Annotated in this window: 19 protein-coding genes; all 19 read left to right on the top strand. The window is 51.1% G+C overall.

The annotated features are described in order from the left end of the window. The first annotated feature begins 235 nt into the window (after positions 1-235). The 19 genes from M2320_RS22040 to M2320_RS21965 all read left to right on the top strand — a co-directional run bounded on the left by M2320_RS22040 (position 236) and on the right by M2320_RS21965 (position 12,917). Positions 236-409, top strand: a complete 174-nt coding sequence (locus M2320_RS22040; protein WP_264599136.1) for a hypothetical protein — start codon at positions 236-238, stop codon at positions 407-409. Between the two features lie 185 nt (positions 410-594). Next, a complete protein-coding gene (locus tag M2320_RS22035; protein ID WP_264599135.1) occupies positions 595-1,239 on the top strand; it encodes a hypothetical protein in 645 nt (214 codons plus the stop codon). Then, the gene (locus M2320_RS22030) at positions 1,160-1,606 is read left to right on the top strand and encodes a hypothetical protein (protein ID WP_319801464.1); all 447 of its coding nucleotides are present in this window, start codon (positions 1,160-1,162) and stop codon (positions 1,604-1,606) included. Before M2320_RS22035 ends, M2320_RS22030 begins: the two co-directional genes overlap by 80 nt. Further along, positions 1,603-1,962 (top strand): hypothetical protein, encoded by a 360-nt coding sequence (locus M2320_RS22025; protein WP_264599134.1) that lies wholly within the window; start codon positions 1,603-1,605, stop codon positions 1,960-1,962. Before M2320_RS22030 ends, M2320_RS22025 begins: the two co-directional genes overlap by 4 nt. Before the next feature lie 89 nt (positions 1,963-2,051). Then, the gene (locus M2320_RS22020) at positions 2,052-3,557 is read left to right on the top strand and encodes a DnaB-like helicase C-terminal domain-containing protein (protein ID WP_264599133.1); all 1,506 of its coding nucleotides are present in this window, start codon (positions 2,052-2,054) and stop codon (positions 3,555-3,557) included. Positions 3,558-3,561: 4 nt separating this feature from the next. After that, positions 3,562-4,155, top strand: a complete 594-nt coding sequence (locus M2320_RS22015) for a hypothetical protein (RefSeq protein ID WP_264599132.1) — start codon at positions 3,562-3,564, stop codon at positions 4,153-4,155. 62 nt (positions 4,156-4,217) lie between these two features. Continuing rightward, complete coding sequence (locus M2320_RS23440) at positions 4,218-4,418, top strand: helix-turn-helix domain-containing protein (protein WP_425540717.1); 201 nt, start codon at positions 4,218-4,220, stop codon at positions 4,416-4,418. A gap of 359 nt (positions 4,419-4,777) precedes the next feature. Beyond that, complete coding sequence (locus M2320_RS22010; RefSeq protein WP_264599131.1) at positions 4,778-4,963, top strand: hypothetical protein; 186 nt, start codon at positions 4,778-4,780, stop codon at positions 4,961-4,963. Positions 4,964-5,110: 147 nt separating this feature from the next. Then, positions 5,111-6,865: a DNA polymerase gene (locus tag M2320_RS22005; RefSeq protein ID WP_264599130.1), complete on the top strand. Its 1,755-nt coding sequence runs from the start codon at positions 5,111-5,113 to the stop codon at positions 6,863-6,865. A gap of 172 nt (positions 6,866-7,037) precedes the next feature. After that, positions 7,038-7,199 carry a hypothetical protein gene (locus M2320_RS22000; protein WP_264599129.1) on the top strand — a complete coding sequence of 54 codons (162 nt, stop codon included), beginning with the start codon at positions 7,038-7,040 and terminating at the stop codon, positions 7,197-7,199. A 73-nt stretch (positions 7,200-7,272) separates the two neighbouring features. Next, positions 7,273-7,953, top strand: coding sequence for a PhoH family protein (locus M2320_RS21995; RefSeq protein ID WP_264599128.1), 681 nt, complete (start codon positions 7,273-7,275; stop codon positions 7,951-7,953). A gap of 144 nt (positions 7,954-8,097) precedes the next feature. Beyond that, positions 8,098-8,403 (top strand): DNA ligase LigA-related protein, encoded by a 306-nt coding sequence (locus M2320_RS23435; protein WP_425540711.1) that lies wholly within the window; start codon positions 8,098-8,100, stop codon positions 8,401-8,403. A gap of 180 nt (positions 8,404-8,583) precedes the next feature. Further along, entirely contained in the window at positions 8,584-9,279 is a 696-nt protein-coding gene (gene thyX, locus M2320_RS21990) for an FAD-dependent thymidylate synthase (RefSeq protein ID WP_264599127.1), read from the top strand. A gap of 107 nt (positions 9,280-9,386) precedes the next feature. Then, a complete protein-coding gene (locus M2320_RS23430; RefSeq protein ID WP_425540710.1) occupies positions 9,387-9,602 on the top strand; it encodes a hypothetical protein in 216 nt (71 codons plus the stop codon). Further along, positions 9,586-9,861, top strand: coding sequence for a glutaredoxin (locus tag M2320_RS21985; RefSeq protein WP_264599126.1), 276 nt, complete (start codon positions 9,586-9,588; stop codon positions 9,859-9,861). The genes M2320_RS23430 and M2320_RS21985 overlap by 17 nt, the downstream gene beginning before the upstream one ends. After that, complete coding sequence (locus M2320_RS21980) at positions 9,845-10,579, top strand: hypothetical protein (RefSeq protein WP_264599125.1); 735 nt, start codon at positions 9,845-9,847, stop codon at positions 10,577-10,579. The genes M2320_RS21985 and M2320_RS21980 overlap by 17 nt, the downstream gene beginning before the upstream one ends. 86 nt (positions 10,580-10,665) lie before the next feature. After that, entirely contained in the window at positions 10,666-10,929 is a 264-nt protein-coding gene (locus M2320_RS21975) for a DUF3310 domain-containing protein (protein ID WP_264599124.1), read from the top strand. Further along, complete coding sequence (locus M2320_RS21970) at positions 10,930-11,244, top strand: nucleoside triphosphate pyrophosphohydrolase family protein (protein ID WP_264599123.1); 315 nt, start codon at positions 10,930-10,932, stop codon at positions 11,242-11,244. A 26-nt stretch (positions 11,245-11,270) separates the two neighbouring features. Further along, positions 11,271-12,917 (top strand): hypothetical protein, encoded by a 1,647-nt coding sequence (locus M2320_RS21965; protein ID WP_264599122.1) that lies wholly within the window; start codon positions 11,271-11,273, stop codon positions 12,915-12,917. The last annotated feature ends 391 nt before the right edge of the window (positions 12,918-13,308 follow it).

The following is a 13,308-nucleotide window of genomic DNA, read 5'->3' as shown; positions in this document are numbered from 1 at the left end:
GCGAGTTCTTCTTTTCTTAGATCGTTACGCAAGCGCAGAAATCGCCGAAAACGAATTTCCACCCACACTAGCAATAACCGAGAAAGGCTGACATGAAATTGTTCCACCTTACGTGCGCCTCCACCAACGCCGCCTTTGGTCTTTCCTTGTTCGCAAGGGACCTCAAGCAGGCTCTCGCCAAGGCCCGACGCATGTTGGAAGGCACCGGCTACGCTCCCCACCCGAGAAAGGACTAATGCTTAAGACTGAATTTATGGACCTGATGCCTCAAATCATTCGGATCGTTCGTGATGCCATCGCAGACGGGCTGGTCCGCACCGAGTCCCTTCGCCGGTTCAACAAGAAGGTGAAGACCCTGAAGGGTAAGGAACTCGAAGACTACGTGCAAAAGCTCTGGGATGAAGTTTGACGTTACAGTTGATGGTCTTGATCTGACCCTATGTATCGACACTGAGTCCCAAACCATCACCCTCATGCAGTACGACCAATCAGTGATCCTAACTGTAGATCACCTTGAGCAGGCGTGTCAGCATGTGTTCGAACACATGGATGAGGATGGTGATCTAATTGAAATCCCTAACGAGAAAGGTGAGTATGTCCACTAAGAAGAATGACCGTTTCCTTAAGTTTATCACTGATGCTGGTGCTGCTGTTTGGCCTAAGCTCAACAAGGCACGCCGGTTCGACAAGAAGCTGAACAAGTCGGTCGATGACCCGGTTAACGGTAAGTTTGAAATTGACCTCGCCCTGGAAGGCACGGCTGCGGACGCCCTCAAGGCTAAGATCACGGCTTTCGCTGAGAAGCAGGGCCTGGATGTCGAGGAAGTGAAGAACTGGCCGTGGGCCGCTGAGAAGGTCAAGGATGACAACGGCAAGGTCACCAAGACTGGTCGCACCCTGTTCAAGTTCAAGGCCCACGCCACGAACCTGGACGGCACTCCCAAGCGCATCGCCCATTGGGATGCCCAGGCTAAGCCTCTGTCCTCCTCGTTCGTGCTCACTGGTGGCTCCACTGTGAAGGTCAGCGGCTTCGCCAAGGCGTTCAAGGAACTTGGTGGTGGCGTCTCGCTGTCCGTCGATGCAGTCCAGGTGCTCAAGTACGTGGAACAGGAAGTGCGCAACCCCGGCTTCGGCGTCGAGGAAGGTTACGCTGGCGCAGATGATGCGGATGAGGATGGTTCCTCGCCGTTTGAAACCCAGGATGATGGCGAAGCGCCGAGCAATTCGACGGACTTCTAAGTTCAAATCCGGGTTAGAGGAACGTGTAGCTAAGGAACTCAGGGACCAAGGTGTGGACTTCACCTATGAAGGTATGAAGATCGCCTATGTAGTCCCTGAGCGTCACGCCTCCTATACACCAGACTTCCCACTCCCTAATGGCATAATCGTTGAAACTAAGGGTGAATTCGATCTGGATGACCGCAAGAAACACTTGCTGATCCAAGAGCAATACCCTGAGTTAGACATTAGGTTTGTCTTCCAGAACTCCAAGAACAAAATCTACAAGGGTTCAAAGACTACCTATGCCATGTGGTGTGAGAAGAATGGTTTCAAATATGCAGACAAGTCAATCCCACAAGCATGGCTAAAGGAAAAGAAAGTATGACGTTCAAGGTTGGTGACAAGGTTATCGCAGTGTCCAACGAGGGTGACTGCGATGTTGTGGTTGGTAACACCTACACGGTGGTCGATGTTGACTACGATGGTGACCTTCACGTCGAAGATGAAAACGGCAAGGGGTACTTCCAACTGAAGAATCGGTGGAAATCCGCTGAGCCCGAGCGTTACGTGGTTGTTGACCCCTCTCTCGGCTACATCGAGGAAACCCTGTTCGACACCTATGAAGCGGCTGAGGCTGCGGCCAAGGAAAGCCTCGAAGGTTGCGATGAGGGAATTACCTACATCGCCAAGGTGATCGCCTCCGTTGCCCCCAAGACTGAGCTGGTCGTCACCAAGCTGTGAGTCAAGCAGTTTCCAAGGAGCCATGCCCTAGGTGTGGCTCCAGGGATAACCTAGTTCGCTACAGTGATGGTCACGCCTATTGTTTCGGCATGGGGTGTGGCTACTATGAGGGGAGTAATATTCAGCAAGAGGTTGAAGAACGGGGTGTAAAAACCCTGGCTATACAGGGTGACATTGGTAGCCTCCCATCACGTAAGATCAGGGAAGACACATGCCAACACTGGGGGTATCGACAAGGAGAATACAACGGTAAACCCTGTCAGTACGCTTGGTACTACGACCCTGATACACGAAAGCCAGTAGGAGCTAAGCTTAGGTTTCCCGATAAGACCTTTAGTTTCATCGGTGATTTCAAGAAGGCTCCTCTCTATGGCCAATGGCTGTGGAAAGACGGCGGTAAGATGGTGGTTGTCACTGAGGGTGAAATCGATGCCCTAACTGTGTCACAACTGCAAAACCTAAAGTGGCCTGTAGTTTCCATCAAGAATGGAGCACAGGGTGCAGCTAAGAACCTCAAGCAGCAATACGATTGGCTGATGAAGTTCGACACCATCGTCCTCATGTTCGACATGGACGAACCGGGTAGGGCTGCTACATCCGAGTGTGCTGAACTGTTCCCACCAGGGAAGGTCAAGGTTGCCCACCTTCCACTGAAAGACCCTAATGAGTGCCTGAAGCAAGGCATGGGTGAACAAGTCATCCAAGCCATGTGGAACGCCAAGACGTACCGCCCCGATGGTATCGTTGATGGTTCAACCCTATGGGATGACATCGTTAATGATGTAGTTGTTCACTCAGTTGAGTATCCGTGGCCAAGCCTTAACGTCAAGACTCATGGTCTTCGACTTGCTGAGTTAACCACTATCACGGCTGGTTCAGGCATCGGTAAATCCGCTGTTGTCCGAGAGATCGCCTACCACTTGCTCCAACAAGGTGAGCGGGTGGGGATGATCATGCTTGAGGAAAGCACACGCCGCACAGCCTTGGGGCTCATGGGGCTGGACCTCAACAAGCCAATCCACATCAACCGCTCTGGTGTAACAGAGGAAGACCTTAGGTCCGCATTCGCTAACACGATGGGTACCGGAAGGTTGTTCCTTTATGACCACTTCGGTTCAACTGAGATTGATAACTTGCTCAACAGGGTTCGCTACATGGCGCGCTCATTGGACTGCAAGTGGATCATCCTTGACCACCTGTCCATCGTTGTGTCTGGCCTTGATGCTGGGGGTGATGAACGCAAGTTAATCGACATGGCTATGACCATGCTGAGAACGCTCGTCCAAGAGACTGGCATAGGGTTGATCCTAGTGTCTCACCTTAGGCGTCCAGAGGGTAAAGGCCATGAAGAAGGCGCTATGACATCCCTTAGTCAGCTTCGGGGTTCACACGCTATCGCCCAGTTGTCCGACATGGTGTTGGGCCTGGAGCGCAACCAACAGGGTGAAAACCCCAATGCTACGACAGTTCGTATCCTCAAGAACCGCTTCTCAGGTGAGACGGGGGAGGGGGCTACACTGTTCTACAGCCCGCTTACAGGCCGACTAACTGAGGTTGAGCCTGAGGTAATCCCTAACGACGAAACGGAGTTCTAAAGAGATGGTGAAAGACAAGTTCGGTAAAGAGCTTAAGATCGGTGATAAGTTCAAGCGCGACCATGGTGAGTGGAAGGATAAGGATGTCTTCACTGTAGATGCGTTCGTGTTTGGAGATAACGTCAAGGCGAAAGAAGACGGGCTGCACTCAGCTCCTAAGTCCGTGTACAAATGGGAAGAACGTAAGTTCAACGTCGGTGACACTGTTATGTGGGTTGGTGATGAACAGCGATTCAAACCGAAGGATGAGCATGTCGCAGAAATTTTGGAAAACCTTCTATACAACAGGGTAAAGGTGCGGTTTCCTAACATCACGAATGGTTATAAGAACGGCTACGTTACTGAATACCACGAAAACAACTTCATCAAATGGGAGAGCCATACAGTGAGCACTAGCAAGCGTTACATCATTGCCGTCGAGGAAAACGGTAAGCTCGCCCCGAACGCTAAGCCTCGGGAATACACGTCCCTCAAGCAGGCTGAGACTGTGGCTCTCCAGATGGCTGAGAAGCACGGCAAGCGGTTCTATGTCCTCGTGGCGAACACTGTGGCTGAGCCTCCGGTTAAGCCCAAGGCTGAGCTGGTGGAGCTGGTTTAGTGCAGGCAGCTACCTTTGAAGCGTTCCCTAAGCCGAAGAAAAAGGAAAACATTGTGACCCAGATGTCTACTGTTCTACAGCATATGAATCGGACTGGTTCTATCTCCATTCGTGAAGCCATGGATGACTATGGTATGTCCGGTGGTTCTCTCACTAAGTACATCTCGGAACTCCGAAAGAATGGGTACGGAATTAAGACCAAGTGGAAGAACCATCCGATCACTGGTCGTCGCTATGCACGATATGAGTTGGTCCGTGGCTAAGCAACCTAGGCGTAATCCCTGTGCAGAGGTTGTACCTTGCTGCAAGAACTGTGATGGCTTCTATGCTCGTGGACAGTATGGCGTGTGTGAAGCTGTTCTTCCTCCACAAGTAGTCGTATCCAATGATCCCAAGAAAAGGTTGGTCCATGAAGACAACGTGTGCTTCTTCTTCAAAGCAAAGGATACCAGTCCTGTTCCAGGAGATAATCAAGAACGACAAGAGGTTTGACGACCTGATGTCATCCAAGGTTGTGCCTATGGGTGACTACCGGGAAATCAAACAGCGGAAGACTGATCTGATCAGGGCCGCTGAACGTATGTACACCCCACAAAAGGGTGACGGAAAGGGAACCGCATAATTGAACGACGACGAAATCACTGAACTCTGTATCGAAGTGCTCAACAAGGTTGGCTTCGGTGGTGCAACCCCGGAGAACATTTCCATCTTGAAGGAAGCTTACCTTAGGGTGGAGGCTTCTCGACAGGTTGCATCTCCTGTTGTTGAGGTGTTCAACCCTGAGGTTGCGCCTCCGGTTACGGAGTAACACCCTATACGGCTTGCATTCGACTGTGAGGCCAATGGGCTTCTCAATGATGCAACTCGTATCCACTGCCTAGTTACCAAAGACGTAGACACTGGTGAAATCCGTAGGTTTAGACCTCATGAGATAGAACAGGGTCTACGTCTTCTCATGCAAGCGGATCAGGTCATTGGTCACAACATCATTGGCTATGACCTTCCACTCGCAGAAAAGCTCTACCCTTGGTTCTCCATCTCCCGAGAGAAGGTAGTAGACACCCTCATCCTTTCACGTCTCATATGGCCGAACCTAGCTGAACTCGATGCAAGAGCTAAGAAGGTCGAGGGTAAGCTCACTGGTTCTCACTCACTGAAAGCCTGGGGCTATCGCCTCGGGTACAACAAGCTTGAGTTCGATGAGTGGGATGAGTTCTCTGAGGAGATGCTGGCTTACAACGTGGTAGACGTTGAGGTCACTGTAAGGCTGTGGATACTGATTGTATCAAAGAAGGTTGATCCTAGGGCTTGGGAACTCGAACACCAAGTGGCGTTCATCATCGCTAAGCAAGAACGCTATGGGTTTGCCTTTGACGAACAAGGTGCTCAACAACTGGCCGCTCGCCTCCAATCCCGAAGGTTGGAACTGGAGGAAAAGCTACAGCAGACCTTCAAGCCGTTCTACCTAGCGGACAAGGTTGTCACACCTAAGCGTACAACCAATGGCACTAAGATACCTGGAACATGGGAGGGTGCTCCCTACACCAAGATAAGACTCACGGTGTTCAACCCGGGGTCACGCCATCATATCGCCTATATGCTCAAGCGGCTATACAACTGGAAGCCCACTGAGTTCACTGAATCTGGTCAACCTAAGATCGATGAAACAGTGCTCGGCAAGTTGGAGTGGCCTGAGGCTAAGCTCCTGAATGAGTACTTCCTCGTCCAGAAGCGGCTAGGCATGGTTGTAGATGGGGAGAACGCCTGGCTCAAATTAGTACGCAACGGTAGAATATACGGAGAGGTAATCACTAATGGTGCCGTTACTGGCCGTGCTACTCATCGTAATCCTAATGTTGCCCAGACCCCTGCTGTTGGTGCTCCTTATGGTGCTGAGTGCCGCGCTTTGTTTCGACCATCATTTGGCCGAGTACAGGTGGGCATCGACGTGTCGGGCCTGGAGCTACGGTGCCTCTCCCACTTCCTCGCACGTTGGGATGGAGGTTCCTATGGACGTATCGTGTGTGATGGGGATGTACACTGGGCTAACACCCAGGCAGCCCTAGGCGTAACCTCCGAACGAGACGAGCACAACCACCCGGAGCACAAGTTATATCGAGACGGTATTAAGACCTTCATCTATGCGTTCCTCTATGGAGCGGGTGGGTGGAAGATCGGTATGACCATCTTCGACATCATCTTGAAGCTCAAGGCTAGAAACCTCGTCTACAACAACCTCCTCAAGAAGTTCTTCAAAGGGAACGAAGCTCCTAACGAAGATGACTTCAAGAGTGCAGGCAACAAGCTCAAACGTGAGTTCACTAAGAAAACCCCCGGCTTAGAGAAGCTGATCGAAGGGGTGAAGCAAGCGTGTGAGCGTGGATACCTGTTTGGCCTGGATGGACGCAAGCTTCACATCAGGTCTGACCATGCTGCCTTGAATACACTACTGCAATCCGCTGGTGCTCTCATCTGTAAACGATGGATGGTTGAACTTGATTGGGCAATCACTGAGCGCGGATGGGAGAACAAGTGTCAACAAGTGGCATGGGTTCACGATGAGCTTCAGTTTGAGGCTGACCCCGACATAGCTGAGGAACTTGGTAAGCTTGCCGTCGAGTGTATCGTAAGGGCAGGTAATTACTTCAACATCAAGGTTCCTCTGACCGGGGAATACAAGATTGGTAATAACTGGAAGGAGTGTCATTGATGAAGACGGCTGTAGTGGTGTTTATCCTTTGTGTGGCACTGTTTATGTGGGCGTGCAGTTATAGCTCGCAATTCATCCATCAGAACACTGGTGAGATGCGGGACTGCACTAATGCTGGCTTCAGGACAAACCAGTGCGAATACATGCTCAAGTTCAAGAAGGAGAACGACTAATGGACTTTTACGAATACCTCTGGGAAGAAATCAAGGACTTCATCAACAACCTCGTGATCGGCATCGGCTATCGCCTGACCATCCTGGGTATCCTCACTATCATCGCATGTATCGCCATCGTTGACCCGGATGATGCCTGGAACGAGCTGGAGAACATCTAAGGATGAGCTGGTGGGAAACCCTCAAGCAGTTCATCTGGGAGTGCATCTTTGATGTCTATGAGGATGACTATAGGTGAGCAGCAGGAAGCGTAACCAGAAGTTCCAACAGGAAAGTAAGCCTCCGCTTCGACCTCTAACGTACATCCAGAAGGAGTACATCAGTGCTATCCAGTCGGCTGACCAAGTGATTGTCCTTGGGCCTGCTGGCACGGGTAAGACCTTCATTGCGAGCACCATGGCTGCGGATATGTACGACTCGGGTAAGATCAACAAGATCATCCTTACTCGACCTAATGTCGCAGCCGGTAAATCAATCGGGTTCTTCCCTGGTGACTTGAATGAGAAGATGGCTCCCTGGATGGCGCCGGTGATCGACGTGCTCACCAAACGGCTCGGCCCTGGGGTGTTCGACACGGCTGTCCGAAATGGAAACATCGAGGTCACGCCCTTTGAGACGATGCGTGGCCGCTCCTTTGAGGATGCCTTCGTGCTCCTCGATGAGGCGCAGAACACCAGTCCAACCGAGATGAAGATGTTCCTCACTCGGGTAGGGGAGAACTGCAAGGTGGTCATCAATGGTGACATCCAACAGTCAGACCTCAGGGAAACCTCTGGGTTGGCTAAGGCCATTCATATGGTCAAACGCTATATGCTCCCCATTCCGATTGTGGAGTTCACTGTGGATGACATCGTGCGTAGCAGCTTGTGTAAGCTGTGGATTGAAGCTTGGTTGAAAGAGGAAAAACACGGTTGAAGAAAGTCAAGGTTGACACTGGATATGTGACCTTTGGTTCAGTCTGGTATAAGTACGGTGTTTATGAGAAGCGGTGGTTTGGCTGGGAGCATATCAAAAGGTTTGACGACCTGAACGAAGCTCTGGACTACGCTAATTCACTCCGTGGACTTCCTCACCTTATCCCATGAGGAGATCGAACGCAGGCGTCGCATAAGGCTTACCATTGCCGCTTACGCCTATGAGTTCGAAAACGAGTCCATAATGTCGGACCATGAGTTCGACAAGCTATCCCAACAAGTTGACCTATCTATAACCACTGGTCGTCTCGATGACTGGTGGCGAGATAAGTTTCACCCGGATACCGGGCAGTGGATACACGATCACCCTGAGTTAGACAAGGTAAGAGAGGTTTACCACAGGGTGTTCAAACAGGTTAAACCAAGGAAACAAAGAAGGAAAAGAACTTGAGCGAGCGATCCGCAACTTATCCTACTGTTGGGTTCATTATCTGGCAGCCAAAGACAGCGGAACCGGCTTCTAACACTTTGTTCCGATACCGCAACCGTGCTGAGAACGAGGCTACGCGCTTGACTAAGCACATAAAGTTCTACCAAGAGCATCCTCTTGAAGTGAAAAAGGTGACTATATTTGAAGGCTGAACTGATCAACTATATGGGGGATGACCTCAGTGTTGTGAATGCTGCTCGTGTGAGCTTCGATAAGACGAGTACCTGGGAGACTGTTCACGTGGAGCCTGACCCGGATGATCCTTATGATTGGGGAGGGTGTTACGATAGGCTATCCGAAAAAGATACCAAGCTCATCCAGTTCCTTGCGAAGCATAACCATTGGACACCCTTCGCACATACTGCGATCTCCCTCCGAATGCAGGCCCCGGTGCCAATCCGCACTCAATGCTTCAAACATAAGCAGGGCCTAGTGGAGAACGAGGAGAGCAGGCGGTACATCAAGAGCACTCCTCAGGTGTATTACCCGGATGTGTGGCGTAGTAAGCCTGAGGGTAATGCAAAACAGGGAAGTGCTGGACCCGTTGAGCATCAACAGTACTGGCGCAATGAGTACCAGTCTGCCATCAACTATTCTCTGTCCCTCTACGAGGAAATGATTGAAGCTGGTGTCTGCCCTGAGCAAGCACGGTTTGTCCTTCCGCAAGGCTGTGAGGTAAACTGGGTTTGGACTGGTAATCTCTACTCGTTCGCCAACTTCTACAACAAGCGGACTGACCCTCACGCACAGAAAGAGGTTCAAGACTTGGCTAAGGAAGTGGGCCGGATCATCGAGCCGTTGTTCCCTGTGAGTTGGAAGGCTCTGACCAATGGTTGAACTCTATATGACAGGGTGTGCAATACTGATCCTCACTGCTGGTGCTCTAGCGGCAATCAAGGTAATCATCGATGCTTACCACTATGTGAAGTTCTGGTACTTCTGAAATGCCTCAAGCAAGTGATGAACTTCGTTCGAAGATGCAAACCTACTTCGGGGATGAAATCGATGATGGAGGACCTATGCGGTTCCTTGAGGAACACGGTTACGTCATCCAGCGCACTGGAGTGATTAGCTGTCCTGTTGGACGTGAAATCACTGATAAAGAATGGGACTGCATCTGTTTTCTCTGTGATGAATGGGACTATGGCTACAATGGATAAATGGGTAATCCTCGGTAAAGCCTCGTGTAAGTGGTGCGATAAAGCTATTGCGCTGCTTGAGGGTGAAGGGGTGGAATACAGCTACCTCAGCATCGAGGCTAATCCTCAGTTGCGGAACTTCATGATCGCCAACGGTCTTACCACGGTTCCACAAGTCTACAAGAATGGTCAACTAATAGGGGGTTATGCAGAGGTAGAGGCTAGGTTCACTGGCGATCCTCTGTTCACATCCAAGGAGCAAATTGTTACTACTAATTGATGGGGACATCCTAGTTTACAAGGCGCTAACCAGTGCCGAAAAGGAAGTCCAATGGGAAGACGATCTGTGGTGCCTGTGGGTAGACCTTAGGGATGCCCAGGGTGCTATGGTCGAGATGATGGATGACATAGCACAGAAACTGCCTAACACTGTGCCGTACCTGTGCCTTACCCATCCACACAACTTTCGTAAAGACATAGACCCCACCTACAAGGCCAATCGTAAGGCCCAACGCAAGCCTATGGCGTTCTCTGCGTTCAGGAAGTGGGTCACCGAAACCTATACCACTATCACCAAGCCGAACCTTGAGGCTGACGACGTGCTCGGCATCTTGGCTACCAAGCCGGGGAACGATGCAATCATCATGTCTGCGGATAAGGACCTGCGGCAAATCCCCGGAAAGCACTGGGACGGTGAGAAGGTCATCGAGGTCACAAAGGCTGAGGGCGATTGGTGGCACATGATGCAGACCCTCACTGGTGACCCTGTGGACGGCTACGCCGGGTGTCCGGGGATCGGCAAGGTGAAGGCAGAGCGCATCTTGAAAGAGGCTGAGGAACCCTCCGTAGGCTTCTGGTGGCCCTGTGTTCTCGATGCTTACGAAAAGGCACAACTTACCGAAGAGGATGCACTGAAACAGGCACGGTTAGCCCGTATCCTTCAGTGGGATGATTGGGATCAGGAACGACAGGAGGTCAAGCTTTGGGTTCCAAAGTAAAATGTATTGATGACTCAGCTTGCAACGGAGTTACTAAAGGTCGTGTCTACGAAGTGTGTTACGAGGATGCTTCGCACATAGAGGTCGTGAACGACAAGGGTAACCGAGCATTCTACCTCAGGTCACGCTTCGAGAAAGAACACAACGAAGACAAGGTGAACAACCCATCGCACTACACCCTCGGTAAGATCGAAGTGTTTGACTTCATCAAAGCCTGGGACCTCTCATTCGCTGAGGGCAATGTAGTCAAGTATGTGGTCAGGGCTCCGCACAAAGGCAAACACTTGGAAGACCTGAAGAAGGCCCGGTGGTACATCGATCAACTCATCAAAGAACAAGAAGGGAAATAAGTGGAACTTAACGAATATCAGGATGCCGCCCTTAAGACGGCTGTCTATCCGAAAGAATACAAGATTATCTACCCGGCTCTCAAGCTCGCTGGCGAGGCTGGTGAAGTGGCTGAGAAGGTCGGTAAATCCCTCCGGGGTGACAAAGCCCTCGACCGTCCTGACCTCGCTAAGGAGCTTGGTGATGTCCTCTGGTACATCGCTGCCGGGGCTGCTGACATTGGCTACACCCTGGAACAGATCGCCAACATGAACCTGAACAAGCTGGGTGACCGGGCTGTGCGCGGAGTGCTGAAAGGAGATGGTGATAACCGTTGAGCATCTGGCGTTCCAATGAAAACCCTATGTTCCGCAGCCAGTTCGCTGAAACGATCTTCAAGCAGAAATATGCACACGAAGGCTGTGAAACCTGGGCTGATCTAGCTCGTGTTCTCGTTGAGGATGTCTGTTCTGAACACATGAGTAAGTCCGATAGGGACCAACTCACGCAGTACATCGCTGAGATGAAGTTCATCCCTGGTGGTCGCTATCTGTACTACGCTGGTCGCAAAGCTCGGTTCTACAACAACTGCTACATCCTGCTGTCCCAGGAGGACACCCGAGAAGATTGGGCGGATACCTCGTGGAAGGCAGAGTCGGCCCTTATGACGGGTGGTGGTATCGGTAACGACTACACTGTGTATCGACCCTCTGGTTCGTACCTTGGTCGTACTGGTGGTACCGCCTCAGGCCCTATCCCGAAGATGCACATGATCAACGAGATTGGCCGCAATGTTATGCAGGGTGGTTCTCGACGGTCTGCCATCTATGCCTCACTCAATTGGAAGCATGGGGACATCCATAAGTTCCTCGTGAGTAAGGACTGGCACAACATGCCTGTTGGAACCACTGGCCTTACCTATTGGGACCTCAAGCAGCAGGACTTCAATTTCCCGGCGCCTCTCGACATGACTAACATCAGTGTCAACTACGATACTGAATGGTTGTTGAACTACATGAAGACGGGTGAGCTGGACCCGGTGTTCCTCCAGAATGTTGAACAGGCGCTCCGCACGGCTGAGCCTGGGTTTTCATTCAACTTCTTCGATAAGGAGAAAGAAACTGGTCGCAATGCGTGTACCGAAGTTACTTCTGATACGGACTCCGATGTCTGTAATCTTGGGTCACTTAACCTCGGTCGTATCGATAGCATTACTGAGTTTGCAGCTATTGTTGAGTTGGCTACTCAGTTCCTCGTCTGTGGCACCCTGAAGGCTCAACTGCCTTACGAAAAGGTCTATAAAACTCGTGAGAAAAATCGCCGTCTTGGTCTTGGGCTTATGGGCATTCACGAATGGCTCATCAAGCGTAAGTCAAGCTATGTTGTCACTCCAGAGCTTCATCAGTGGCTCGCTGTTTGGAAGGGTGTGTCGGACGTTACTGCTCTGTGGTTTGCTGACCACCTTGGAATTAGTCGTCCTGTTGCACGTCGAGCCATCGCTCCTACAGGGACTATTGGCATTCTTGCTGGCACTACAACTGGTATCGAGCCTCTGTTCGCTGTGGCTTACAAGCGGAGATACCTCAAGGGAACCCAGTGGCATTACCAATACGTAGTTGACTCGGCTGCTCAGGAACTGATTGACCTCTACGGTACAGACCCTGAAAGCATCGAGTCGGCTATCGACCTGAGTAAAGACTATGAGCGACGCATCAAGTTCCAGGCTGACATTCAAGACTATGTGGACCAATCAATTAGCTCCACTATTAACCTTCCTGCTTGGGGCAGTGAAGACAATAACCCTGACACTGTTAAGCCTTTCGCTGATACTCTCGCTCGCTATGCTCATCGCCTTCGAGGTTTCACTTGCTATCCTGACGGTGCTCGTGGTGGCCAGCCCTTGACCTCCATTCCTTACCTTGAGGCGAAGTCTGCCGTAGGCGAGGAGTTCCAAGAGGTTGCTCACGACATTTGCGAGATCGGTGGCAAAGGCGGGTCCTGTGGCATCTGATTACCTCTGGTTGATCCCTGTGTTCTTTATGGGGATCGGCGTAGGTGGTCTTTGTGTGGCCGCATGGCAGTGCCTGACGAAGCCAGGGTTCTTCCTTTGAATAACTTGCGGCAATCGTCCGTTTACCTCGAAAGGTAGTCACTTGGAAGCCGGGGCGTAAAACCCCCGGTTTTCCTTCGGTTTTACATTTCCACCCACACTAGAAGGTACGCTGATTGGAAAAGATTCCATTCATAACCAAAGAACTCATCGATTACATTTCCAGAATGTACCCGGATGTATCACCAGAGCTTTCTTGGAGTGATCGGGAAATCTGGTCAAAACGTGGTGCAGTCGGTGTTGTACGGCACTTGCGCCGCATCTATGAAGAACAGTGTAAACAAGCACTGCT

This window comes from Rhodoblastus acidophilus (assembly GCF_025961575.1).
Lineage (GTDB): Bacteria > Pseudomonadota > Alphaproteobacteria > Rhizobiales > Beijerinckiaceae > Rhodoblastus > Rhodoblastus acidophilus_C.
The sequence above is the reverse complement of the archived record's forward strand: the minus strand, read 5'-3'. Positions and strand labels throughout refer to the sequence as shown.

Coding starts and splice junctions, on each gene's coding strand:
- M2320_RS22005 (WP_264599130.1), top strand. CDS start 5,111: ATGCAAGCGGATCAGGTCATTGGTCACAACATCATTGGCTATGACCTT.
- M2320_RS22030 (WP_319801464.1), top strand. CDS start 1,160: ATGATGCGGATGAGGATGGTTCCTCGCCGTTTGAAACCCAGGATGATG.
- M2320_RS23440 (WP_425540717.1), top strand. CDS start 4,218: ATGTCTACTGTTCTACAGCATATGAATCGGACTGGTTCTATCTCCATT.
- M2320_RS22020 (WP_264599133.1), top strand. CDS start 2,052: ATGGGGTGTGGCTACTATGAGGGGAGTAATATTCAGCAAGAGGTTGAA.
- M2320_RS22015 (WP_264599132.1), top strand. CDS start 3,562: ATGGTGAAAGACAAGTTCGGTAAAGAGCTTAAGATCGGTGATAAGTTC.
- M2320_RS22040 (WP_264599136.1), top strand. CDS start 236: ATGCTTAAGACTGAATTTATGGACCTGATGCCTCAAATCATTCGGATC.
- M2320_RS22000 (WP_264599129.1), top strand. CDS start 7,038: ATGGACTTTTACGAATACCTCTGGGAAGAAATCAAGGACTTCATCAAC.
- M2320_RS21985 (WP_264599126.1), top strand. CDS start 9,586: ATGGCTACAATGGATAAATGGGTAATCCTCGGTAAAGCCTCGTGTAAG.
- M2320_RS22035 (WP_264599135.1), top strand. CDS start 595: ATGTCCACTAAGAAGAATGACCGTTTCCTTAAGTTTATCACTGATGCT.
- M2320_RS22025 (WP_264599134.1), top strand. CDS start 1,603: ATGACGTTCAAGGTTGGTGACAAGGTTATCGCAGTGTCCAACGAGGGT.
- M2320_RS23430 (WP_425540710.1), top strand. CDS start 9,387: ATGCCTCAAGCAAGTGATGAACTTCGTTCGAAGATGCAAACCTACTTC.
- M2320_RS21965 (WP_264599122.1), top strand. CDS start 11,271: ATGTTCCGCAGCCAGTTCGCTGAAACGATCTTCAAGCAGAAATATGCA.